This window comes from uncultured Microbacterium sp. (assembly GCF_963521645.1).
Classification (GTDB): domain Bacteria; phylum Actinomycetota; class Actinomycetes; order Actinomycetales; family Microbacteriaceae; genus Microbacterium.
The window spans coordinates 1-23,857 of record NZ_CAUQVQ010000039.1 but is presented as its reverse complement, the minus strand read 5'-3'; the positions used below and the strand labels follow the sequence as shown (position 1 = coordinate 23,857).

17 protein-coding genes and 1 other RNA gene are annotated in these 23,857 nt (G+C 71.1%); 4 read left to right on the top strand and 14 right to left on the bottom strand.

Features of this window, described 5'->3' with window-relative positions:
- The 8 genes from RWO82_RS09965 to ffs form a co-directional block, all read right to left on the bottom strand.
- On the bottom strand, positions 1-1,972 hold a 1,972-nt coding region (locus tag RWO82_RS09965; protein WP_314426325.1), incomplete at its 3' end, for a DNA polymerase III subunit gamma and tau.
- A 178-nt stretch (positions 1,973-2,150) separates the two neighbouring features.
- Complete coding sequence (locus tag RWO82_RS09960) at positions 2,151-4,655, bottom strand: glycosyl hydrolase family 65 protein (protein ID WP_314426323.1); 2,505 nt, start codon at positions 4,653-4,655, stop codon at positions 2,151-2,153.
- On the bottom strand, positions 4,652-5,449 hold the full coding sequence (locus RWO82_RS09955; protein WP_314426326.1) for an HAD-IA family hydrolase: 798 nt from the start codon (positions 5,447-5,449) through the stop codon (positions 4,652-4,654). The genes RWO82_RS09960 and RWO82_RS09955 overlap by 4 nt, the downstream gene beginning before the upstream one ends.
- A 118-nt stretch (positions 5,450-5,567) precedes the next feature.
- Entirely contained in the window at positions 5,568-6,788 is a 1,221-nt protein-coding gene (locus RWO82_RS09950; RefSeq protein WP_314426321.1) for an acetate kinase, read from the bottom strand.
- Positions 6,785-8,908 (bottom strand): phosphate acetyltransferase, encoded by a 2,124-nt coding sequence (gene pta, locus RWO82_RS09945; RefSeq protein WP_314426317.1) that lies wholly within the window; start codon positions 8,906-8,908, stop codon positions 6,785-6,787. The genes RWO82_RS09950 and pta overlap by 4 nt, the downstream gene beginning before the upstream one ends.
- 60 nt (positions 8,909-8,968) lie before the next feature.
- Positions 8,969-9,532, bottom strand: coding sequence for a hypothetical protein (locus RWO82_RS09940; RefSeq protein ID WP_314426314.1), 564 nt, complete (start codon positions 9,530-9,532; stop codon positions 8,969-8,971).
- 169 nt (positions 9,533-9,701) lie between these two features.
- A complete protein-coding gene (locus tag RWO82_RS09935) occupies positions 9,702-10,313 on the bottom strand; it encodes a rhomboid family intramembrane serine protease (protein WP_314426312.1) in 612 nt (203 codons plus the stop codon).
- 99 nt (positions 10,314-10,412) lie between these two features.
- Positions 10,413-10,509: signal recognition particle sRNA small type (gene ffs, locus RWO82_RS09930), an RNA gene on the bottom strand.
- 49 nt (positions 10,510-10,558) lie between these two features.
- Here ffs and RWO82_RS09925 point away from each other — a divergent pair.
- The 4 genes from RWO82_RS09925 to RWO82_RS09910 all read left to right on the top strand — a co-directional run bounded on the left by RWO82_RS09925 (position 10,559) and on the right by RWO82_RS09910 (position 18,040).
- A complete protein-coding gene (locus tag RWO82_RS09925) occupies positions 10,559-13,486 on the top strand; it encodes a DEAD/DEAH box helicase family protein (protein ID WP_314426310.1) in 2,928 nt (975 codons plus the stop codon).
- Positions 13,487-13,580: 94 nt separating this feature from the next.
- On the top strand, positions 13,581-14,570 hold the full coding sequence (locus RWO82_RS09920) for a MoxR family ATPase (RefSeq protein ID WP_314426308.1): 990 nt from the start codon (positions 13,581-13,583) through the stop codon (positions 14,568-14,570).
- Between the two features lie 13 nt (positions 14,571-14,583).
- Positions 14,584-15,798, top strand: coding sequence for a DUF58 domain-containing protein (locus RWO82_RS09915; RefSeq protein ID WP_314426306.1), 1,215 nt, complete (start codon positions 14,584-14,586; stop codon positions 15,796-15,798).
- Positions 15,785-18,040, top strand: a complete 2,256-nt coding sequence (locus RWO82_RS09910; protein WP_314426303.1) for a DUF3488 and transglutaminase-like domain-containing protein — start codon at positions 15,785-15,787, stop codon at positions 18,038-18,040. The genes RWO82_RS09915 and RWO82_RS09910 overlap by 14 nt, the downstream gene beginning before the upstream one ends.
- Positions 18,041-18,069: 29 nt before the next feature.
- On the opposite strand, the gene RWO82_RS09905 is transcribed toward RWO82_RS09910, so the two are convergent.
- From RWO82_RS09905 to mpaM, 6 genes are all read right to left on the bottom strand, one after another.
- A complete protein-coding gene (locus RWO82_RS09905; RefSeq protein WP_314426301.1) occupies positions 18,070-18,963 on the bottom strand; it encodes a rhodanese-related sulfurtransferase in 894 nt (297 codons plus the stop codon).
- 71 nt (positions 18,964-19,034) lie between these two features.
- The gene (locus tag RWO82_RS09900; RefSeq protein ID WP_314426299.1) at positions 19,035-19,769 is read right to left on the bottom strand and encodes a hypothetical protein; all 735 of its coding nucleotides are present in this window, start codon (positions 19,767-19,769) and stop codon (positions 19,035-19,037) included.
- On the bottom strand, positions 19,766-20,494 hold the full coding sequence (locus tag RWO82_RS09895; RefSeq protein ID WP_314426297.1) for an ABC transporter permease: 729 nt from the start codon (positions 20,492-20,494) through the stop codon (positions 19,766-19,768). The genes RWO82_RS09900 and RWO82_RS09895 overlap by 4 nt, the downstream gene beginning before the upstream one ends.
- The gene (locus RWO82_RS09890; protein WP_314426295.1) at positions 20,491-21,207 is read right to left on the bottom strand and encodes an ATP-binding cassette domain-containing protein; all 717 of its coding nucleotides are present in this window, start codon (positions 21,205-21,207) and stop codon (positions 20,491-20,493) included. The genes RWO82_RS09895 and RWO82_RS09890 overlap by 4 nt, the downstream gene beginning before the upstream one ends.
- A gap of 13 nt (positions 21,208-21,220) precedes the next feature.
- Complete coding sequence (gene mpaP, locus RWO82_RS09885; RefSeq protein WP_314426293.1) at positions 21,221-22,918, bottom strand: daptide biosynthesis intramembrane metalloprotease; 1,698 nt, start codon at positions 22,916-22,918, stop codon at positions 21,221-21,223.
- The gene (mpaM, locus tag RWO82_RS09880; RefSeq protein WP_314426291.1) at positions 22,899-23,729 is read right to left on the bottom strand and encodes a daptide-type RiPP biosynthesis methyltransferase; all 831 of its coding nucleotides are present in this window, start codon (positions 23,727-23,729) and stop codon (positions 22,899-22,901) included. The genes mpaP and mpaM overlap by 20 nt, the downstream gene beginning before the upstream one ends.
- Positions 23,730-23,857: the final 128 nt, after the last annotated feature.

Below are 23,857 nucleotides of genomic sequence, written 5' to 3'. Positions count from 1 at the left end.
ACTCCGACGCGCGCGCCCCGACCGGAGCGGGCATGGCCACGGGGTCGTTGGAGGCCGGGATCCGTGCCACCGCCCACTCCGTCACGGCCGCCGCCGAGGCGCTGCTGGTCTGTGGGCGAGGTGAGCGCGCTGACGCAGGCTCCGATGCGGGAGCGTCAGCGGCGGGCGCGCCGGAAGAGGGAGACGACGGCTGACGCGGAGCGCCTCCGGCGGGCATGGGAGCAGGACGGTACTTGACCTTGACCCCGACCTCGTGCTCGATGGCCATGCGCAGGTGATCGGACGGTCCCGCGCCCGGAGTCGTGCCCTTGAACCTGGCGACGTCGTGCTGGCTGGCGAAGCCGAGCGTGAGGACCTCGGATTCGGTGTCGTACGCGAGCGGCTGCACGGCCGTCGCGAGCAGCCACGAGGTGCGGCTGAGCCCCTCGAGCCGCTTGAGGACGCCGGGCCACGACTCCGTGATGCGGCCGAACGTGACCGGACCCGACGGCTCCGCCGGAGCGGGCGTCTCGGGTTCGGTGACCTCGGCCGCGATCTCGGCGGCCTCGGCGACGTCTGCGGCCACCAGGCCCGGGGAGTCGGAGCCGATGGGCTCGTCGGGCGCTGCGTGCACGGTCGACCCGACGGACTCGTCGGAGGCGACGTGCACCGAGGTCTCGGGAACCTGCGTGGACGCGGGAGGCGAGCTCGGTTCCTGTGCGGATCTCGCGGTCTCCGTCGGTGCCGCGACGGCAGGAGCGCCCGTCCGGGAAGCGACGGTCGCCGGTGCGGCGTCGGCCCTCGGAGACGTCGCCGGTGCGGCGTCGGCCCTCGGAGACGTCGCCGGAGCTGCGACGCCGTCGGCGTCGGCGTCGGTGCGTGCGGCGAGGACCCGCGCGACCATGAGCTCCAGGTGCAGACGCGGCGAGGTGGCTCCCGACATGTCGTCGAGCGCCGCGCTGACCACGTCGGCCGTCCGAGACAGACGAGCGGCACCGAACGAGTCCGCCTGCGTGCGCATGCGCGCGAGATCGTCTTCGGCGAGACCGCGCAGCACGGAGGAGGCCCCGGCGCCCACGGCCGCGATCACGATCAGGTCGCGCAGGCGCTCGAGCAGATCGTCGACGAAACGACGAGGGTCCTGGCCGGTCTGCACGACGCGATCGATCGCCGGGAACGCGGCGGCCGCGTCGCCGGCGGCCAGAGCGTCGACGATCTCATCGAGAAGCGCGGCATGCGTGTAGCCGAGGAGTGCGACGGCGCGTTCGTAGGCCACCGTGACCGTCTCGGAACCCGCCGGCGAATCGGACCCGGCGATCAGCTGATCGAGCAGCGACAGCGTGTCTCGGGGCGAGCCGCCGCCGGCGCGGACGACGAGAGGCAGCACACCGCGTTCGGCGACCACGCCCTCTTCGACGCAGAGCTTCTCGACGTACTCGAGCATGGCCGCGGGCGGGACCAGTCGGAACGGATAGTGATGGGTGCGCGAGCGGATCGTGCCGAGCACCTTCTCGGGCTCGGTCGTCGCGAAGATGAACTTGACGTGCTCGGGCGGCTCTTCGACGAGCTTGAGCAGCGCGTTGAACCCCTGCGGCGTGACCATGTGGGCCTCGTCGAGGATGAAGATCTTGTAGCGGTCACGGCTGGGAGCGAAGGTCGCGCGTTCGCGCAGATCGCGAGCGTCGTCGACACCGTTGTGGCTCGCCGCGTCGATCTCGACGACGTCGAGCGACCCGCCACCGGCGCGCGACAGCTCGACACAGCTCGGGCACGTGCCGCAGGGCACGTCGGTGGGTCCCTCGGCGCAGTTCAGGCACCGCGCGAGGATTCTCGCCGACGTGGTCTTGCCGCAGCCGCGGGGCCCCGAGAAGAGATACGCGTGTCCGACCCGGTCTCCGCGGAGTGCGGTCATGAGCGGGTCGGTCACCTGGGACTGCCCGATCATCTCGCCGAACGACTCGGGGCGGTAGCGGCGGTAGAGGGCTGTGGTCACGACACCAGCCTACGGCGTGCCACGGACGTTCAGGCAGGGTGGGTGCACAGCATCCGGGCCTCGTTCCTGTGCGCTCCTGCACGCCCCGCCCGCACGCCGACGCCCCCTCCGGCCCGGCCCGTGCCGTGTGGGGCGTGGGCGGCCGGAGGGGGCGCCGGTCGGATCGTGCGTGCGGGTCTCAGTCGATCGATTCGACGATCGGGATCGCGGTCGTGATCACCGGGACGGATGCCGACAGGCGCGTGCCGTCCTCGCGGAGCGCATCGGCGAACTGACGGAGCGTCGGGCGCCCCGACAGGATCGGGCCCTGGTCGGCGAGCGGCACGACGACGTCCTCGTCGACCGTCGCGATGTAGGCGACATCGCGCACGCTGAACGGCACGGGATCGCCCGTGCTCACATGCACGCGCAGCTCGTCGGCGGTGATCGTGACCTGCATGGCGGATCCCTGCCACTGCAGCGGGTACGTCAGCGACGGCCAGTCCGCAGGCAGGCGCGGGTCGAAGCTCAGCTCTCCCGCGTAGTCGCGCATGCCGCCGAAGCCGCAGACGAGCGCCGTCCACACACCGCCCGCAGAGGCGACGTGCACGCCGTCGGCCGCATTGTGGTGCAGGTCGTGCAGGTCGACGAACAGCGACTGCCGGAAGTACTGCAGAGCGAGGTCCTGGTAGCCAACCTCGGCCGCGAGGATCGACTGCACGACCGCGGACAGCGTGGAATCCCCGGTGGTCAGCGGGTCGTAGTAGTCGAAGTCCGCCTTCTTCTCCTCGGGCGTGAAGTGGTTGCCCTGCAGGAAGAGCGCGAGCACGACATCCGCCTGCTTGAGAACCTGGAAGCGGTAGATCACGAGCGGGTGGAAGTGCAGCAGCAGCGGCCGCTGCTCCTTGGGGGTGTGCGCGAGATCCCAGACCTCGCGCTCGAGGAACAGCGAGTCCTGCGGGTGGATGCCGAGGCTCTCGCTGAACGGGATGAACATGGCGTCTGCGGCCCGCTCCCAGCCCTCGGCCTCCCCCTCGGCGAGGCCCGTGCGCTCGACGACCCTGGCGAACTCCTCGCCGTTCGCCTCGCGCGCCTCACGCACCACGCGCGCCGCGTAGCGGAGGTTGTACCGCGCCATGACGTTCGTGTAGAGGTTGTCGTTCACGACCGTGGTGTACTCGTCGGGTCCGGTGACGCCGTGGATGTGGAACGTCTCGATGCCGTCGTCATCGGCGGTGTCGGCGACGATGCGCGAGGTGCGCCAGAAGCCGAGCGTCGCCCACAGGCGAGCGGTCTCGATCGCGATGTCGATGCCCTCGCGCCGAAGGAAGTCGTCGTCGCCGGTCGCGCGCACGTACTTTCCGAGCGCGAAGCTGACGTCGGCGTTGATGTGGTACTGCGCGGTGCCTGCGGCGTAATAGGCCGAGGCCTCCTCGCCGTTGATGGTGCGCCAGGGGAACAGCGCGCCCGCCTCGTTGAGCTGCGCCGCCCTGCGGCGGGCCGCCGGCAGCATGAGCACGCGCGCACGCAGCGCGTTGCGCGCCCACTGCGGCGAGGTGTAGGTGAGGAACGGGAGCACGTAGATCTCGGTGTCCCAGAAGTAGTGACCGCTGTACCCCGAGCCCGAGACGCCCTTGGCGGGCACACCCGTCCCGTCGGCGCGGGCGGAGGCCTGGGCCAGCTGCAGCAGGCACCAGCGGGTCGCCTGCTGGATGTCGTCGTGTCCGCCGATCTGCACGTCGCTGCGCTCCCAGAAGGCGGCGAGCCATGCGGCCTGACGCTCGAACTGCGCCTCGACGCCCTCGACCCGCACCCGGTCGAGCGAGCGACGGCACCGGTCGACCAGCTCGCGCGGCGGCACGCCCCGGGAGGTGTGGTAGCTCACGAGCTTGGTCACGGTGATCGGCACGCCCGCCTTCGCCTGCACGCGGAAGACATTCTTCGAGATGTCCTCCTCGATGAGCGTGCGCGACGTGTAGTCGTTCTCGGTCTCGATCACGTGATCGGCCACGACGGCGACCGTCATGCCGGATGCCGCGACCGAGTACGACAGCGCCGAGCGGAGGCCGTCCTGCCAGTACTCGGCCGGCTCCAGCACGCGCTCGGCGATCTTCTCGGCCTTGCGCGGATCGAAGCCACTCTTCGCCTCGGTCGGGGTGCCCGCGTAGACGCCGGCGCCGTCCTGGCGGTTGATCATCTGGCAGCTCACGGTCACGGGCGCGTCGGAGTTCTCGACGACGACCTCGAGACGCAGCACCGCGAGGTGCCGCTCTTCGAAGCTGACGATGCGCTCGTCGCGCATGCGCACCCGCTTGCCCGACGGCGTCTCCCAGACGACGATGCGCTCGAGCACACCCGTGCGCATGTCGAGCGTGCGGCGGTACTCGCGCACATCGGCCTCGTCGAACGAGATCGGCTCGTCGTCGACGTACACGCGCATGACCTTGGCGTCAGGTGCGTTGACGATCGTCTGGCCGACCTCGGCGAAACCGTAGGCCTGCTCCGCGTGGCGGATCGGCCAGGTCTCGTGCAGACCGTTGATGAACGTGCCGTGCTCGTGCGCACCCCGGCCCTCGATGTGGTTGCCGCGCAGACCCAGATAGCCGTTGCCCACGCTGAAGAGCGTCTCTGCCACGCCACTCTCGGAGTAGCGCGTCTCGATGAGGCGCCAGGGGTCGACGGGGAAGCGTTCGCGGTCGATCATGCGGGGTCCTCGGAGTCGGAGTCGGAGCTGATGGAGGTGGTGCCGGCGGCGTCGGAGCCCTCGGGCGCAGAGAGGAAGACATCGAGATCGTCGACCACCACGGTCGCGCCCGCGGCGCGCAGCGCCTCGGCGCCCGTCCCGCGGTCGACGCCGATCACGGTCGCGAAACCGGCGGCCGCGGCGGAGGCCGCACCCGAGGTCGCATCCTCGACGGCGACGCTCGAGGCCGGATCGACCCCCAGCGCGGCGGCGCCCGCGGCGAACATGTCGGCGGCGGGCTTGGAGGCGAGACCGTCGCGCTCCGCGACCACGCCGTCGACCACGACGCGGAAGAACGAGCGGAGGCCGGACGCACCGAGGACCTCTTCGGCGTTCTTCGAGCTCGAGACCACGCCGAGCGGGATGGCTGCGGCCGACAGCTTCTCGACGAGCGCGAGCGAACCGGGGTAGGGAGCGATGCCCTCGGCACGCAGCGCGGTCGCGAAGGCCGCGTTCTTGCGGTTGCCGATGCCGCAGATCGTCTCGGCCTCGGGCGGATCGTCGACGGACCCCCAGGGCACCTCGACGTTGCGACTGTGCAGGAGGCTCGCGACTCCGTCGTAGCGCTTCTTGCCGTCGACGTAGTCGAAGTAGTCGGCGTCCGTGTACGGCGTGTCGATGCCCCAGCGGGCGAACACGTCGTCGAACACCACCTTCCAGGCGCGCATGTGCACCTCTGCGGTCGGGGTGAGCACGCCGTCGAGGTCGAAAAGGACCCCGTCGGCGCGGAGCAGGTCGGGCAGTGCTTCGGGCACAGGAGCCTCCAGGAGAAGGACGATGGTTCCGGCACCTCTCCGTGCCACTGTGCAAGCGTAGTTGGGCCGAGGCGTCGGCGGTAACCCCCGAGCGCGGATTCTCGTCCGGGTGTGTCGCTCAGAGCATGCGAGCGGTCTGCCGCGCGATCTCCAGCTCCTCGTTCGTCGGCACCACGAGCACCGTCACGGCGGAGGCATCGGTCGAGATCCGACGGATGCCGCGCCCCCGCACGGCGTTGCGCCCCGGATCGATCTCGACGCCCGCGAAGCCGAGCGTCGCCATGGCCTCGGCGCGCACGGCCGCCGCGTTCTCGCCGACGCCGGCCGTGAAGGAGATCACGTCGACGCCGCCGAGCTGCGCGATGTACGACCCCGCGTAGGCGCGCAGGCGATGGATGTAGACGTCGAAGGCCAGGGTCGCCGCCTCGTCGCCGGCTTCTCGTCCGGCGAGGATGTCGCGCATGTCGCTGCGTCCCGCGAGGCCCTTCAGCCCGCTGCGGGAGTTCAGCAGCGCGTCGAGGTCGTCGATCGAGTACCCGGCGCGACGCGCGAGGTGCAGGAGGGCTGCGGGGTCGAGATCGCCGGAGCGCGTGCCCATGACCAGACCCTCGAGAGGCGTGAGCCCCATCGACGTCTCGACCGAGCGACCGCCGTCGATCGCGGTGACGGAGGCGCCGTTGCCCAGATGGAAGACGAGCTGGCGCAGCGTCGCGAGGTCCCGCCCGAGGAACGCCGCGGCCGACTCGCTCACGAACTGGTGACTCGTGCCGTGGAATCCGTAGCGGCGCACACGATGCCGCGCAGCCAGCTCGGCGTCGATCGCGTACGTGTATGCCGCGGGCGGGAGTGTCTGGTGGAAGGCGGTGTCGAAGACGGCGACGTGCGGCACATCGGTGAACACCTCCCTCGCCGCGCGGATGCCGGCGAGGTTGGCGGTATTGTGCAGCGGCGCCAGCACCGCGAGCTCGTCGATCTGCCGCTCGACGTCGGGCGTCACCAGTGTCGGGGCGTAGAACCGCGCGCCGCCGTGCACCACGCGATGTCCGACCGCGGCGGGCGCCCGCTCGGCGAGCGAGGGACCGTTTGCCTCGAACTGCTCGAGCATGACCGAGAAGGCCTCCGCGTGGTCGGCCACCGCGCGTTCCTGCTCGTAGGAGCCGTCGAGCATGGTCACGACGGCATCCGCGCTCGTGTCCGGACGCACGGTGTGCGTGACGGCACCGACGTCCTGACCGATGCGCTCGATCAGGCCGCTCGCGAGCTCGTTCTCGTTCTCGATGTCGATCAGGCTGTACTTGAGCGAGGACGACCCGCTGTTGATCACGAGGATCGCGGTCATGATGCCGTCCCTTCGGCCTGCGCCTGGATCGCGGTGATCGCGACCGTGTTCACGATGTCATCGACCAGCGCGCCGCGGGAGAGGTCGTTGATCGGCTTGTTCAGCCCCTGCAGCACGGGGCCGATCGCGACGGCGCCGGCCGAACGCTGCACGGCCTTGTAGGTGTTGTTGCCGGTGTTGAGATCGGGGAACACGAAGACCGTCGCGCGCCCGGCCACCGCGGAGTCGGGCAGCTTCGCCTGGGCGACGGCGGCGTCGGCCGCGGCGTCGTACTGGATGGGGCCCTCGACGAGCAGCTCAGGGGCGCGCTCGTGCACGAGTGCCGTGGCGGCGCGCACCTTGTCGACGTCGGCGCCCGAGCCGGACTCGCCCGTCGAGTACGACAGCATCGCGACGCGCGGCTCGATGCCGAACTGCGTCGCCGTGGCCGCCGACGAGATGGCGATGTCGGCGAGCTGTTCGCTCGTCGGGTCGGGGATCACCGCGCAGTCGCCGTAGACGAGCACCCGGTCGGCGAGCGCCATGAGGAAGACGCTCGAGACGACGGTGACGCCCGGCTTGGTCTTGATGATCTCGAACGACGGACGGATGGTGTGCGCCGTGGTGTGCGCGGCACCCGAGACCATCCCGTCGGCGAGGCCCAGATGCACCATCATCGTGCCGAAGTACGACACGTCGGTCACGGTGTCGGCGGCCTGGGCCAGCGTGATGCCCTTGTGCGCTCGCAGTCGCGCGTACTCGGTCGCGAAGCGCTCGACGAGTTCGGGGTCGGTGGGGCTGATCACCTGGGCGGCCGTGATGTCGACCCCCAGCTCCACCGCACGGGCGCGCACCGCGTCCTCGTCGCCCAGGATGGTCAGGTCGGCGACCTCGCGCGCCAGCAGCGTCGCGGCCGCGCGGAGGATGCGGTCGTCGTCGCCCTCGGGCAGAACGATGCGGCGGCGATCCGCACGCGCGCGCTCGATGAGTCCGTACTCGAACATGAGCGGCGTCACCACGCGCGACTCGGCGAGACCCAGCTGAGTGGTCAGCTCGGCGATGTCGACGTGCGTCTGGAACAGACCGAGCGCCCGGTCGTAGCGCGAGCGGGACTCGGGCGAGATCCGGCCACGGGCGCCCATGACCCGCACCGCCGTGTCATACGTGCCGAGGTCGGTCGCGATGATGGGCACCGTCGAGGTGAAGCCGTCGAGCAGCTGCACGATCGGCTCCGGCAGCGGGAACGGCCCGTTCAGGATGATGCCGGCGACCCGCGGGAACGTGCCGGAGGCGTCGGCGAGCAGCGTGGCCAGCAGCACCTCCGTGCGATCCGCGGGGATCACGACGACGGCCTCTTCGGTGAGTCGGGGCAGCACGTTGACCATCGACATGCCGGCGACCACGATCGTCAGCGCCTCGCGCCCGAGCCGATCGGGGTCGCCCTTGATCAACCTGCCCTCGACGGCCGACAGGATGCTGCGGATCGACGGAGCGACGAGCGTGCGGTCCTCGGGGATCGCCCACACGGGCGTGCTGCGCGAGGGGCGCACCGCCGAGACCGCGGCCTCGATGTCGGGGAGCGCCTCCGGATCGGCACGGTTGACGACCACCGCGAACAGCTCGGCCCGCTCGGCTTCGAGCTCGGCGAGGGCCAGCGCGCCGATCTGGCCGACCGCTGCCGCCGTGCGGGCGGTGGTGGTGCCGAGCTGTTCGGCCTGGCGCTGCTGATCGCGTCCGCTGAGCACCAGCAGCACGGGCGCGGCCAGGTTGGCGGCGATGCGCGCGTTGAAGCCGAGCTCGGCCGGGCTGGCGACGTCGGTGTAGTCGCTGCCGATGATCACCACGGCGTCGCACTGCGCCTCGACGGCCTTGAACCGCGCGACGATGGTCGAGAGGGCCCGGTCGGGATCGTCGCGCACGTCGTCGTAGGTGACGCCGATGCAGTCCTCATAGTCGAGCTGCACACCGTCGTGCGCGAGCAGGAGCTCGAGCACGTCGTCGCGTTCGGTCACGGAGCGCGCGATCGGGCGGAACACGCCGACCCGCGGGGTGACCCGCATGAGCGCGTCCAGGACGCCGAGGGCGATCGTGGATTTTCCGGTATGGCCTTCGGCCGAGGTGATGTAGATGCTCTGCGCCACGCACTCAGCATAGGTGCGTCTCACTCGGGATCCGCTGGGTTCCGCGCCGGGAGAATCCGCTCAGCAGGTCGTCGACAGCGCATCGACCACCGCGATCGCGTCGGCACGGTAGCGCGAGTAGTACGCGGGGTCGAGATTGATCTGCACCCGATGGATCGCGAGCGACGGATCGATCGCATGCCACTCCGGCACGCGCGCCAGCCGCTCGTAGAACAGGGTCGCCGCCGTCGCCGGGTCCATGCGCTGCTCGACGCTGCCCCACCACTCCTGCTGCTGGAAGAGCCCGATGCTCGTCGTGCGGCTGCCGTCGGGATTGGTGAAGCCGGTCGTCTCCCAGTCGCCGTAGTCGATGTTGCGCAGACTGCTCTCGCCCATCGCCGTCATGACGCCCAGGACCTGCCCGTCGCGGCCGAACCCCAGCGCGGATGCCGTCTGCATGATCGTCGCCGCGTTCTCGAGCTGCTCGCCCTGCCATCCGGCGACACCCTGCGGCGCGAAGGTCGTGGGGTCGCTCAGGCAGATCGCCACCGGTCTCTCCTGCGCGAGGCTGAGCGGGATCGCCACGGCGGCGACCCCCGCGGCCAGCAGCACGACCGCGGCGGAGACGGCGATCCGGCGCAGCACCCGTCGGCGCTGCTGCCGCCTCTGCGCTCGACGACGCGGCGAGGTGCGTCGTCGCGTACCGGGCTGAGCCGGTCGGCGCGTCGCAGACCGCGACCTCGACGTCGGTCGCCTCGATGCGCGCTTCTTCGCGGTGCCCGCGCTCCGGCCGGCGGTCATCGCGCCTCGGCCCTCACGAGCGGCGAGCCGATCCACGACCGACGAAGGCCGCGAGTCCCCCGCCGATCGCGCCGAACAGGTGAGCCTGCCACGAGATGCCGTCGCGGACGCCGACGACTCCCGCGAGCATCGAGCCGCCGTACAGGCTGATCACGATGACCGCGATCACGGCGTACAGGATGCGGTGCGACACGCGCCCCGGCGCGAAGACCCGCATGACGGTGTATCCGAAGTAGCCGAACACCAGGCCCGACGCTCCCACGGTGAGCGCTCCGGGCGCGTTCAGAAGCCACGTGCCGATGCCCCCGATCACGGCCGCGAACGCGGTGACGGACCAGAACCGTCGGGTGCCCTCGACGGCGACGAGACAGCCGAGCACGAGGAACGGCACGGAGTTCGCGATCAGATGCGCCCAGCTCGCGTGCAGGAGAGGCGAGACGAAGATGCCCGCGAGACCCGCCGGGTCCCACGAGCGAAGCCCGAAGCCCGTGAACGAGAGCGGGAGGACGGCATCCACGAACTGCACCAGCCACATGGCCGCCAGCAGCAGGACCGGCGACGCGAAGCGCGCGAGGGCCGACTCCCGGGCGGGTCCACCGGCGCTGGTCATGTCGGGTCTGGTCACATCACGATCCTGACAGGGCTGGCCCTGAGGACGCTGACAGCGTCGACCCGTGAGCTGCCGCAGGCGGACCGAGAGTCCGGCGACCGCGGGCCGAAGAAGAGAAATGACTCTCCGCGCACCCAGCAGAGCCCGGTTACCCTTGCTGCGTTTCCGCCCTGGGGGAATTGGCCTGGATGCCGCCACGCGGAGAGCCGAGAACAGTCTAACCGATCTCCGCACCCGCTCTTTGACAGACTGGAGCGGTCATGGATCACGCCGCCGCCACTCCCCTGTCGAACTGGCGTTTCTCGGGCACTCTGCGCAGGTACCAGGCCGAGGTGCTCGAGCATCCCGGCCTCCACGGCGACGGACCACTGCACATCGTCGCCCCTCCGGGATCGGGCAAGACCCTGCTCGGCCTGCTCCTGGCGGCTCGCGCAGGTCACCGCGCTCTGGTGCTGTCGCCCACGGTCACGATCCGCCAGCAGTGGCTGCGCACCGCCGCCGAGCTGGCCGCGGACCCCGCCGCCGTGTCGGACGACCCCGAGCGACTCGGCGACCTCACGGTGCTGACGTATCAGCTGCTCAGCGTGACCGCCGACAGCTCGCCCTTCGACGAGCTCGCCCGCACGGTGTGGACCGATGAACTCGTCGCGGCCGGTCGCACCGAGGCGGACGCCGCGACCTGGCTCGCGGAGCTCGCGGTCGACAACGCCGCCGCCCATCGCTCCGGCATCCGCAGCCGCGCGCGACGGCTGCGGTCGCGGTTCACGCGGCAGAGGCCGGCGGAGCTCGCCCGGGTGCTGCATCCGAACGCGGTCGCGCTCATGGAGCGGATCGTCGCGGCGGGGGTGCGCACGATCGTTCTCGACGAGTGCCATCATCTGCTCGACCACTGGGCCATCGTCGTCGCCTACCTGGCGGGCCGCATCCGCGAGACGGGGGCAGCACCCCTGCTGATCGGGCTGACGGCGACCCTGCCCTCACCCGACGACGAGACCGAGTTCGAGAACTACAGCCGCCTGCTCGGCGAGGTCGACTACGAGGTTCCGACCCCCGCCGTCGTGAAGGAGGGGCACCTCGCGCCCTACCGCGACCACGTGGCTTTCACCGAGCCCACGCCCGCCGAGGCGGCGTTCATCCGTCGGCATGAGGGTCTGCTGCACGACCTGATCACGCAGGTGCTCTCGACTCCGGATGCCGTGCGTTATCTCGAAGAGCAGCTGCAGCCGCCGGACGCCGTGGACGACGCCGTGGGCGAGCACGGCGGCGGAGACGAGACGTCCCTCGCGCGGCTCGATCGAGCGTTCTCCACCGACTTCGCGCTCACGCGATCATGCGGGCTCGTGCTGCGGGAGGTCGCGCCCGGGCATCCGCTGATCGCGGCGATCCCGCTCGTGCTGCTCGACCGCTGCAGCACCGACGATCTGCTCACGGTGCTGGCCCGCTTCGCGCAGAGCCGCCTGCTGTCCGACCCGGATGCCGAGAAGCAGTGGGCATACGTGCGGCGCTCGCTCGCCGACTTCGGGTACGCGCTGACGGATCGGGGCATCCGCCGAGGGCGCGACCCGGTCGAGACGACCCTGGCCTTCTCGGCGGCCAAGGACCACGCCGCCGTCGACATCCTCCGCCGTGAGCTCGACGACGCCGACGGCGAGCGCGTCCGCGCCGTGGTCGTGACCGATTTCGTCGAGCACGGCAACAGCCGGGGGCTGGTCGGCGACTCCCCCGCGGGCGCACTGCGCACCTTCGATCTGCTCGCCGTCGACCCCGTGACCGCGAGTCTGCATCCGGTGCTCCTCACATCCCGTCATCTGCGCGTGCGCGCGGAAGACGCGCGTGCGATCGCGGACTCGCTCGCCGAGATCCTGGAGGTGCCGGTCGACGTCGCCGAGGGGGTCGGGCCGATCCGACAGCTCGACGCGTCCGGCGTCGGGAGCGGACGCCTCGTGAGCGCGGTGTCCGAACTGATCCGCCGAGGGGATGTGCGCCTGCTCGTGGGCACGCGCGGGCTGCTCGGAGAGGGGTGGGACTGCCCTTCGGTGAACACGCTGATCGACCTCACCACTGTGGCCACGGCCGCGGGCACGCAGCAGCTTCGCGGACGCACCCTGAGACTCGATCCGGCGTGGACCGGCAAAGTCGCCCACAACTGGTCGGTCGTGTGCCTGATCCCGTCGGACGTCGACCTCGACGACCGCTCGGAGTCCGACCGCCTGCGACGCCGGCACTCCCATCTGTGGGGTGTCAGCGCCGACGGGGACGGTCGGATCGTGAGCGGTGTGGGGCATGCGCTCCCGGCCGCAGGGCTCGACGCCTGGCAACGCGTGCTCGACAAGGACCCGTCGACGTCGATCGCCGCCCTCGACGCCCTCCTGCACGAGCAGCGGCCTCCGCGCAGCGAGACGCGAAGCCAGTGGCGGATCGGCGAGCCGCACCGGTCGCAGGAGCGCGAGGTCGTGACGGTGCGCCGTTCTGCGCGCTCGCCGCTGCTGCTCACGCGACAGGCGGCGAGCGCCGGCGCCGTCGGCTCGTTCGCGCTCGGCGCCGTCGGCACGGCTGCGGTGCTCGCGGTTCTGGCGGTCCTCCGAGTCACGACCTCGGCGCCGCTCGCCGTCGCGCTCGTGGCGGCCGGCGGTCTCGTGGCGGCCGCGGCATCGGCCCTGAGGATGCTCGTCCGCACCCTCCGTGATCGTTCCCGTCCCGCCGAGGTCTATCGTGCCGCGGCGATGGTCGTCGCCCGAGCCCTGCACGATGCGGGACGCATCGGCCCGGTCGACGAGTCGTCGATCGTCGCACGCCCCGACGTCGCCGATCGCACGCGCATCCGCATCGAGATGGGCGGCTCCGCGGGCGACGCCCGGCTGGTCGCCGACGCCGTGCAGGAGCTCTTCGGCCCGGTGCGCACGCCCCGGTTCCTGCTGCGGGTCGACAGCGCGGGGCTCCCCCGACTGGGTGCGATCGAACGCCTCGCCGACCGCCTCTCGCCCGGCCGCACGCTGCTCGCGGTGCCGAGGCTGATCGCCCGGCGGCGGGGCGACGCGGAGAGGTTCCGCACCCACTGGCAGGAGGTCGTCGGCCCCTGCTCGCTGCACGAGCTCGGCGGCCTGCGGGGGCTCGCGCTGCTGCGCGTCGCACGCAGCAGCGACAGCCGACTCGATCACGCGGAACCTCGCGCACGCGTCTGGGGCTGAGGCGCCCCCGGCTCCATCCGTTGTCACCCCATCCGCAGGGAGCGGCGATACGATCACTTCATGCGCACCGCAGCGCCCACGTGAGAGGGAACGCATGCCAGACAATCCGCCCCTGATCCCGACCGTCGTCGGCGCCGAGCAGTTCGCCGCGCAGACCTCGGCCATCATCGACTCGATCGGACGCGTGATCGACGGCAAGCCGGATGCCGTGCGGAGCGCGATCGTGTGCCTGCTCGCGCAGGGTCATCTCCTGATCGAGGACGTCCCCGGCGTGGGCAAGACGATGCTCGCCCGTGCGCTGGCCGCGACCATCGACGCGACCGTGCGCCGCATCCAGTTCACGCCCGACCTGCTTCCGGGCGATGTCACCGGTGTGAGCGTGTACAACCCGGTCGACCGCGAGTTCGAGTTCAAGCGCGGGGCCGTGTTCGCGCACATCGTCATCGCGGACGAGATCAACCGCTCCTCGCCCAAGACCCAGTCGGCCCTGCTCGAAGCCATGGAGGAGGGACAGGTGACGGTCGACGGATCGACGCACATGCTCCCGGATCCGTTCCTCGTCGTGGCCACGCAGAACCCGCTCGAGATGGAGGGCACCTACGCACTGCCCGAGGCGCAGCGCGACCGTTTCATGATGCGCATCTCGATGGGTTACCCGGATGCGGCGGCCGAGGCCGAGATGCTGCGGCAGCGCGACACGGTCAACCCGCTCGCTGCGGTGACGGCGGTCGCCGACGCGGCATCCGTCTCGGATCTGATCGCCTGGGCCCGCTCAGTGCATGTCGCCCCCGCGATCGAGGAGTACACGGTGGCGCTCGCGCAGGCGACGCGCACCGACCCGAACCTGCATCTCGGCGCGAGCCCCCGTGCGACCCTGCAGCTCATCCGGGCGGCCAAGGTGTGGGCGGCACTCGACGGTCGCGACTTCGTGATCCCGGATGATGTGACGGCTCTGCTGATCCCGGTGCTCGCGCACCGTCTGCTTCCCGCGCGCGGCGCCCATCGAGCGGGCGCGCAGCCTGTCGAGTCCGCTCTGCATCAGATCGCCGAGCGCGTGCGCGTGCCCGTGGCCGTGCGTTCCTGACCCGCCTTCCGCCATGCGACGCCGCCGGACGCTCACGCTCAGGGGCACGGGTGCGCTCTTCGCGGGAGCGGGCTGCCTGATCGCCGCGAACGTGCTCGGCGCGGCGGTGCTGCTGTACGTCGGCGTCCTGCTGTGGGCGCTCACTCTTCTCTCTGTGCTCGTCGTGGTCCTCCCCCGACGCTCGGGGACCGTGGCCCGGCAGATCTCGACCGATCTGCTGACCGTGTCGGAGACCTCACGTGTGACTCTGCGGTTCTCGCTGCGGTCCTTGCGCGTTCCGCGCGGGCTCTGGCGCGACGTGCTGCCCGACGCGGTCGCCGGTGACGCTGCGGGCGAGTTCCCCTCCGAGACCGGACAGCTGAGCTATCTCCTCACCGGCGTGCGACGCGGCGTGTGGCCGATCGGACCCCTCGTGCTGCGCACGGTCGATCCGTTCGGGCTGGCGCAGCGTGAGCAGGAGTTCGGCGAGACGCGCACGGTGACGGTCGTGCCCGAGGTGTTCACGCTCGCGCCGCTCACGGTCAGGGTCGGCGCCGCGGGCGGCACGGCGCAGACGTCGTCGAGTCGGCTCGGTCAGGGCAGCGACAACCTGTCGCCGCGGCGCTACATCTCCGGCGACTCGATGCGACGCATCCACTGGCGAGCCACGGCGCACCGCGGTCAGCTGATGGTGCGGCAGGAGGAGGAGGAGTCGAGCCCGGACGCACTGGTGGTCCTCGATCGCAGTGCGGCTCGCTGGAGCGGCGCCGGGTCGGATGCCGACGAGTCGTTCGAGACAGCCGTGTCTCTGTGCGCCTCGGCCGCCGTGCATCTGATGCAGGAGGGCTACGGCGTCGATGTGATCGACAGTGCCGGCGTGCTGCTCGGCACGCTGCGCGGACATGAGGACGATCGCGACGGCCTGCTCGTCGCCCTCGCGCTGGTGAGTCCGCGAGGCGGCGCCCGTGATCTGGCGGCGCTCGTCGGCGGCACGCCGCCCGGCCCGCTCGTGTACATCACCGGCGAGATCGACGAAGAGGATGCCGGACTGCTGCGGCCGTCCGGTGCGGCGGCCCCGATGCTGTTCGCCACCGCACCGCGACCGGGCGCGGAGGCCGCGGCGGTGCAGCTGGGGTGGCGGTTCGCCGCGCTCGGCGAGGACATCGCCGAGGCCTGGGAGGACGTTCTCCCGGAGCGGCAGACCATGTCGTCGGCCGATCGACGGGGAGACGCCGATGTTCAAGGCTGAGACCGCGGCACCGCCCGCGACGCGACCCGCCTGGCACCGCGAGCACGATCTGCCCCCGAGCGCGATCGTCCCCTCGGTGCTCGCCGCGGCGGCAGGACTCGTCGCGATGTGGCCCTACACCGCCGTGATCGGCCCGGGCACGTGGTCGGCGACCGTGCTGCTGATGATCGTCATCACCGCGGTGACGGGCGCGATCGCACGCACCGCATTGCGGCGCCGACGGGCCTGGCAGCGCGACCTCGCCACGATCGCCGCGCAGGCCCTCGTGTCGTGCGGCGCACTGACCGTGCTCGTGGCGGGAGGGACCGGACTCTTCGGGGTGATCCCGACCGAACGGACGCTGGTCGTGTTGCAGGGCCTCGCCGTCTCGGCGTGGGACGAGATCGTGAACGGAGTCGCCCCGCTCGAGTCCTCACCCGCCCTCGCGGCGATGATGGGCGCGGGGTTCGCGTTCGTCGCCATCGTGCTCGACGCGCTCGTGGCGCAGCGCGGGGCGGTGGTCGCCGCGCTGCTCACCGCCGCGGTCGGAGCCACGCCCATGATCGCCACGCTCGGCGATGCGGACATCGTGTGGTTCGCGGTGTTCGGTGTGCTCGTGGTCGTACTGCTGCGGTACACCGCCATGCAGAATCCGCAGACCCCTCGTCGCACCTCCACAGTCCTCGCCGCGGGTGTCGGGGTCGCGGCGCTCGCCTCGACGATCCTGATCGCCCCGGCCCTTCCGCTCTCCGCCGGCGTCGCGAGCACCGGCGTCGGGGTCACCGTCGACGCCTCGCTGCGTCTCGGCGACGATCTTCGGCAGCCCAACCCGGTCGAAGTGCTGACTCTGGCCACTACCGCGACCACCGCGCCCTATCTGCGTCTCACCACCCTGTCGCAGTTCGACGGACGCGTGTGGGAACCGGACCGCGGCGGCCTGCAGGCGCAGAGCGAGGGCTTCGGGCCCGAGGAGTGGACCCCCGACATCGCTACGACCGAGCAGGACACGTCGATCCGGGTCCTCCGCATGTCGAGTCCCTGGCTGCCTGTCCCGTACCCGGCGACGAGCGTGCAGGGCGTGCCCGCGGCGTGGCGCGTGAGTCCCGAGAACCGCACCCTCGCCTCGCGCACCGCTGATGCCGTGGGCAACGACTACACGGTGCGCTCGACCCGCGTGAGTCCGACCCTCGAGCAGATCCGTGCGATCCCCGCCGCCGAGCCCGTGCTCGACCCGGACGCCGAGCGGGTCGAGCTGCCCGACGTGATCGCCGCCACTGCGCGCGAGGTGACGGCCGATCAGACCAATGACTACGACCGCCTGATCGCCCTGCAGTCGTGGTTCCGCAACCAGTTCACCTACTCGCTCGAGACTCCGGTCGAGGAGGGGTTCGACGGCACGGGCGCTGACGCGGTGGCGCGGTTCCTCGACGTGCGCTCGGGATACTGCATCCACTTCGCGGGAGCGTTCGCGCTGATGGCCGAGAGCCTCGGCATGGACGTGCGCATCGTCGTCGGGTACCTGCCCGGCGCGCTCACCGACACGAACCGCGGAGAGGAATCCGTGTATTCGGTGTCGAGCGATCAGCTGCACTCCTGGCCCGAAGTGCGCTTCCCCGGTGTGGGGTGGGTGCCGTTCGAACCCACGGCCTCTCTCGGCGTACCCACCGCGTTCGCCGCGGGAACCACGACCGGTGGCGGCAGCACCGGCACCACGACGCCGACGCAGACCACGGCGCCGAGCACCGAGCAGACCACCGCGCCGGAGGTCGAGCGCGACGACGCGGGAGGCGACACCGGTGCGACCGGCGCGCGTCCGCAGGCCGATCCCCTGCCGATCCTCCTCGGAACGCTCGGCACGCTGCTCGTGCTGTCCCTGCCCGCCGTCATCCGACTGGCGACAGGTGCGGTGCGACGCGGGAGCGCGCGACGCGGCGACGCGGCATCCGCGTGGGCGGAACTCCGCGCCGCCATGCTCGACCTCGGGGTCGCGCTCTCCGACGCCGAGAGCCCCCGCATGCGCGGTGACGATCTGGTGCGGGATCACGGAGTCGACCCCGATGCGATGCGCGCTCTCACGGATGCGGTCGAGCGAGCCAGCTACGCTCGGGCGCCCGGCGGCGCGGCGAGCGATCTGGAGCAGCCGCTGCGCATCGTGCTCCGCCGGCTCCGGCGCAGCGTGAGCACACGCACGCGGATCCTCGCCGTCGTCGTGCCGCGCTCGCTCTTCGCGAGCCGCCGGTCAGACGGAGTGCTCGCCGCCTGAGTGCGCGCGTGCACCGCGGGTACGCAGCATCAGGCCGCGGCGTGCACGGTGCAGCGCACCTGATCGCACGACTCGCACACCACGAACTGGCTGCGGCACGCGGGGTCGGGGCAGTTCGCGGTGCGCTTGGTCGCGGCGCCGCAGCCCGCGCACTCGCCGATGACGGAGGCATGGTCGGAGAAGTCGACCGAGCCGCGCTTGTCGAACACGTAGAGGGACCCCTGCCAGAGGCCGTCGTCACCGAACCTCTCGCCGTAGCGGACGATGCCGCCCTCGAGCTGATAGACCTCGCCGAAGCCACGCGAGGTCATGAGGCTCGAGAGCACCTCGCAGCGAATGCCTCCGGTGCAGTACGTGACCACGGGCTTGCCCTTGAGGTGGTCGTAGGTGCCCGAGTCGAGCAGCTGCACGAAGTCGCGCGTCGTCTCGGTGTCGGGCACCACCGCACCCCGGAAGCGTCCGATCTCGGCCTCGAGGGAGTTGCGACCGTCGAAGAACACCACGTCGTCGCCGCGCTCGTCGATCAGTTCATGCAGGCCCTCGGGACTGAGTCTGGTGCCGCCGCCGATCACTCCCGAGTCGTCGACCCGGAGTTCTCCCGGGGCGCCGAACGACACGATCTCGTCGCGCACCTTGACGCTCAATCGGGGGAAGTCGACGCTGAGACCGTCGGCGTCGACCCCGCTCCCCTCGCTCCACTTGATGTCGGCCTGCGCGAACGGCGCATACGACCGGAACGATCGCGCCCACTTCTTGAGCACCGGAAGGTCGCCCCCGAGGGTGCCGTTGACGCCGTCCTTCGAGATGATCAGGCGGCCACGCAGACCGAGAGCCTCGCCGAGATCGCGCTGCCACACCCTGATCGCTTCGGGGTCGGCGATGGGGGTGAACACGTAGAAGAGGACGATCTTGGGGGTTGCCACCCAGCGATTTTACGCCGGGCGCCGAGAGGATCGGGCCCCGGGGACGCGCCGGTGGCCGGCGTTCGGGACCGCTACTTCACGTCCCGCCTCATGAATGCGATGCTCCCTGCGACGAGCACGGTCAGCACCCACCCGACCGAGACCAGTGTCGCCACCGAGCTGTCGAGGCGTTCACCCGACATGATCCCCACGGCGGAGACGTCGAAGCGGAAGGCTTCGAGCAGCGCGAGGAGCGGCAGATAGACGGCACCGACCTTCCAGAACATGGCGACGAGTATCGAGGATCCGATCGACAGGGCGGAGAGGAAGAGAGCGACGAGGTGGGACTGCACCACGAGCCCGAGCCCCATTCCCCACAGACCCGCCACGGCGCCGAGAGCACTCGCCGCCGCCACGGCCCTCACGTCCGGCGGAACCCCGCCCATCGAGATCACGAGCGCCGCGTGTCCGCCGAGGGTGGCCGCGAGTGCGACCGCCGCCCCGCCCAGCGCCGTTGCGGGCAGTCGGGTCGCCAGGGTCGCCCGCCGGGTCTGCAGCATCAGCCGCTGCGCGATGACGCCGTCGCGGCGATCGACGGTGTAGCGGAAGGAGCCGTAGACCGCCGCGAGCACCGCCCCGTAGGCGGCGAGGATCGTGCTGAAGGGGGCGGTGAGGGACTGCCGCACCTCGTCCGAGGCATTCATCAGCTCGGCGGGGATGCTCGTCGCGAGCGAGAGCGACATCGCGAAGGCGGCGAGCGACACCCACCGCAGAACCGCGTCGCCCGCGACGGCGAGCGCATGAGCGCGAAAGGCACGTGCGCTCACACGCGCCTCCGGCGTCCGCACACCCACGCGACGGCGATCGAGGCGACCGTCCACGCGAGCCCGACCCCCAGAGCAGGCAGGGAATCGAGGAGCCGTCCCTGATGCCCGGGGACGCTCAGTGCGGCCAGGACGAGTCCCGGCGAGTACGTCGCCACCTCGGGCGCCGTCCTGAGCAGCGCGAACTCGACGACCATGGGAACGACGAGCACGACCGCAGCCGTCACGTAGTAGTTCCGCGTGATCCACCCGACGGCGCCTCCGAGGAGCGCGCCGAGGACCGCTCCGCCGAGGGCGCCCGAGTAGATGCGCCACGCATCCGGTGTGAGCACCGGTGCGAGCCCGTTCCGGGCCAGGAAGAACCCGACCCCCGCCGTCCAGACGGCCATGATGACGGCGGACACGGCGACCGCTGCGAGCGCGCCGGCGACGAGCTTGCCGATGAACGAGTCGCGGTAGCCCACCGCCGTGAGCGTCCTCTCGAGCGAGGTGTAGTAGCACTCGCGCGTCACGCCGTAGGCGCCGACGAACGCCGCCGCGATCGCCGACCACGCGAGCGGCTGCAGGAGCAGCGTGGTGGCGGCACCGGAGTCGAGGCCGGCGAGCTCGAGGCGACCGCCGTCGGAGAACAGCACGAATGCGGGCATGAGGAGCGCGATGAGGTAGACGGGCACGATCGAGAGTCCGCTCATCGAGCGCAGCAGCTCGCTGCGGATCGCGTTCGTCATGCGGATGCCCCTTCGACGAGATCGAAGTATCTGCTCTCGAGCGAGTCGGCATCGCCCGAGACCAGGTCATGAAGACGACCGGCGAAGAGGGCACGCCGCTTGATGACCACGACCTGGTCCACCACCTGTTCGAGCTCGGCGAGCTGGTGGCTGGCGATCAGCACCGTGCCGCCGCGATCCGCATAGTCGCGGATGAACCGTCGCAGCCACCGGATGCCGTCGGGGTCCAGGCCGTTCGCCGGCTCGTCGAGGATGAGCGTCCGAGGCGAACCCACGAGAGCGGCCGCCAATCCGAGCCGTTGCCTCATCCCTGTCGAGAACGTCTTCACCCGGCGACGGCCGTCTGCGGCGAGCCCGACCTCTTCGAGCAGCTCGTCCGCTCGACCGCGGGGCGCTCCTGCAGCGAGCCGACAGATCTCCAGGTGCCGCCGTGCCGTGATTCCGCCCTCGAACCCGAAGCCGTCCATGTGCACACCCACGTGGGAGGCCGGGGCGTCGAGTGCGGAGAACGGCACGCCGTCGATCAGGCTGTCGCCGGCGGTGGGCGAGAGCAGTCCGACGACAGCTCTCAGGGTCGTCGACTTGCCGGCGCCGTTGGGTCCGAGAAGGCCGACGATCGCGCCGTACGGCACCGCGAACGACAGGTCCTCGACGGCGATCCGGTCTCCGTACCTCTTCGTCAGCCCTCTGACCTCGATCGCGTTGTCGTTCATCTGCATCCCTTTCCTAGTCCTCGCTCGACTGGCCCGACAGCGGCATCGCCACGCCGATCGTCCAGAGCGTCTGCCACAGATTCATCGCACCGAGTTCGACCCGCGCCTGTCCCGTGGGCGGCACCGGTCCGCGGTCCCCCGAGACGTCCAGCTCGGCGACGATCACCGCCGGAACCGAGATGCCGGGTGCCGTCACCGGGAAGAGCGCGTCGAGCGGAACCGTCGTGGGTTCGTGTCGCTCTCGCGCCACGACGCCGTCGCCGACGTGCTGGTTCACCAGGATGCCGTTGCTCAGGAGTTCGACCCGCGACCCCACGGGGGCCCGCGACCCCACGGGGGCGTCTCCGGTGGACGTCGTGCCCGCCTGCACGAGCATCACGCGGTCTCCCTGGGCGATGAATCCGAGTGTGGCCGATCGCGGCACCGTCACGAGCGACCCCGCGATCGCGAGGCTCGAGACGATGGCGGCGCAGACGCACACGAACCGCACCCGGGAGACTCCCGTCCGGATGACCCGGTGCAGCGCCCGCCCGATGACGACGAGTCCCCCGAGGACGAGCGCGGCTTCCACGGCGACGACGAGCATCCCGAGGAGCGGCCCTCCGGCCGAGAGCGCCCGTGCCGTGCGCGCGAGCGCGACGAGCACCAGGACGACCGGCGCGACGAGGCTCGCGAGACCGAACGGCACGCTCCAGCGGGCGTCGAGTTGTCGGGGCGGCCGTGGGCCGCCGAACAGCAGTGAGGTGACGACGCCCGTGCCGTCGAGGATGGAGCGGCCCCGGAGATCGGGCTCGTCGAGGGCGCTCATCACGGCGATGTACCCGTCGAATCGCACGAACGGGATCAGGTTGACCACGACGATGGCTGCGCACGTCAGGGCGAACAGCTGCAGGGTCTGACGTGCCGTGGGGTGCGAGACCGCAAACGCCACGACCAGCGCGATCGCGCCGACGCCGGCATGCACCGCAGGCCCTGCCAGTGCGATCAGCACGCGCTGCCGCCTGTCGGGAAGACGCCAGCCGTCCGTCACGTCGACGAAGAACGCGGGCGTGAGGTAGTACAGCATGAATCCCGCTCGGCGCGGCCGGCCGCCGAACCTCGCGAGCGTGAGCCCATGGGCGCTCTCATGGAGCAGGGTCGCGAGCGACAGCGCGACGACGAGAACCACGAGCGCGGAGAGAGGCGTCGGCGTGGAGATCACGTCGAAGAGCTCGGCCGCCTGCAGGGATCCGGCGACCCCACCCGCGCAGAGCACGACGCCGAGCGACGTCAGCGCCGCTCGCGGAGAGAGCGGCACCAGCATCCGATCGAGACGGCGGAAGATGCTCGGCGCGTGGAGGGTCGCGAGCTGCAGCGTGAGGGGTGGCCGGTAGACCACGCGTCCGGGCACGCGCCTGGTCGTGTCCTCCAGGAGCCCGTTCGCACGGAAGCGCTGGATCAGCTGGAGGAAGCTGTCGAAGGGCTCGGACGAGCCGAAGCGCAGGTGCAGCTCCTGGAGCGTGAGCTCGCCGTTCATCGCCGTGAGCAGCTGCATGACCGCTCGCGACACCCTCGAGGAGGGCACGCCGTGCCGCATCGCGATCCAGGCCGCGTCGTCCGCCACACGCTCGAAGGTGACCCCCGACGCGAGCAGCGGGCGCGAGTCGGCGGAGACGCGAACCGTCGCGCGCCCGGCGCGATGGGACAGGCGGTCACGCGGCGGCGACATCATCGTCAGCCGTCTCCGGTGTCTGCGCGCACCGTGTCGTGAGTAAGAGGATGTCTTCGCCGTGGGCCGTGCGCACGGGCGAGACGATCGGTTCGGCGAATCCCGCGTCCGCGAGCTCTCGGGAGAGCGTCTCATGATCGAGCAGCCGCAGTCGGCTCGTGAAGACCGTCACCTCTCCTCCGACCACGAGATCGGAGATCCGCACCCAGTTGACCAGCCGCGCGGCACCTCCCTCCTCGATCTGCTGGGAGAAGAGATAGGTCTCGTCGCCGTCCTGACCAGGGACCTCGATCTCGTAGTCCCGCCCGACCGCCAGGCTCTGTGCGGAGGAGCCTCCTGCGACCGTGAAGGCGAACACACCGTCGGCTGCGAGGTGACGACGCACGCTGGCATACAGGAGCGACCTTCCGATGCCGTCGAGCAGGGTGATCGACGTCGCGCCGACGACCACGAGGTCGAAGCGCGCGGGCAGCGAGAAGGCGCGCATGTCGGCGACCACGCACTCCAGCTGCGGATGATCCGGGAGGGCGCGGCGAAGATGGGCGAGCATGTCGTCGGAGAGATCGATCGCGGTGACCGACATCCCCGATCTCACCAGCGGGACGGTCAGTCTGCCGCCGCCCGCGGCGAGGTCGAGGACCCGGCCGCCCGTGCGTCTGGCCAGCGCCAGCACCTCGCGGATCTCCGCGCGGTCGGGCCCCACCAGCCGCTCGTAGAAGTCCGTGCCGGGCCCGGCATACAGGTCCTGTGGTCTCGCGACCGCGCCGGCCGCGCCGAGCCTCGCCAGCACGGCCTCGGTTATGACATCTGACATCTGCGCATCGCCTCTCAGCGGGAGAATCGGGGTGGGGGGGGGCGGGCGCGGCGCGCCCCCCCCCCCCAGCGGGGGGGCGGGGGGGTGGGGGGGGGGGCGCGGGGCGCGCGCCACCGCGGGCGGAGGTG

Bases quoted from the DNA above. Each gene is read 5' to 3' on its own strand.
- mpaM (WP_314426291.1), bottom strand. From the start codon at position 23,729: ATGTCAGATGTCATAACCGAGGCCGTGCTGGCGAGGCTCGGCGCGGCC.
- RWO82_RS09920 (WP_314426308.1), top strand. From the start codon at position 13,581: ATGCCAGACAATCCGCCCCTGATCCCGACCGTCGTCGGCGCCGAGCAG.
- RWO82_RS09950 (WP_314426321.1), bottom strand. From the start codon at position 6,788: ATGACCGCGATCCTCGTGATCAACAGCGGGTCGTCCTCGCTCAAGTAC.
- RWO82_RS09925 (WP_314426310.1), top strand. From the start codon at position 10,559: ATGGATCACGCCGCCGCCACTCCCCTGTCGAACTGGCGTTTCTCGGGC.
- RWO82_RS09915 (WP_314426306.1), top strand. From the start codon at position 14,584: ATGCGACGCCGCCGGACGCTCACGCTCAGGGGCACGGGTGCGCTCTTC.
- RWO82_RS09890 (WP_314426295.1), bottom strand. From the start codon at position 21,207: ATGAACGACAACGCGATCGAGGTCAGAGGGCTGACGAAGAGGTACGGA.
- RWO82_RS09910 (WP_314426303.1), top strand. From the start codon at position 15,785: ATGTTCAAGGCTGAGACCGCGGCACCGCCCGCGACGCGACCCGCCTGG.
- RWO82_RS09895 (WP_314426297.1), bottom strand. From the start codon at position 20,494: ATGACGAACGCGATCCGCAGCGAGCTGCTGCGCTCGATGAGCGGACTC.
- mpaP (WP_314426293.1), bottom strand. From the start codon at position 22,918: ATGATGTCGCCGCCGCGTGACCGCCTGTCCCATCGCGCCGGGCGCGCG.
- RWO82_RS09960 (WP_314426323.1), bottom strand. From the start codon at position 4,655: ATGATCGACCGCGAACGCTTCCCCGTCGACCCCTGGCGCCTCATCGAG.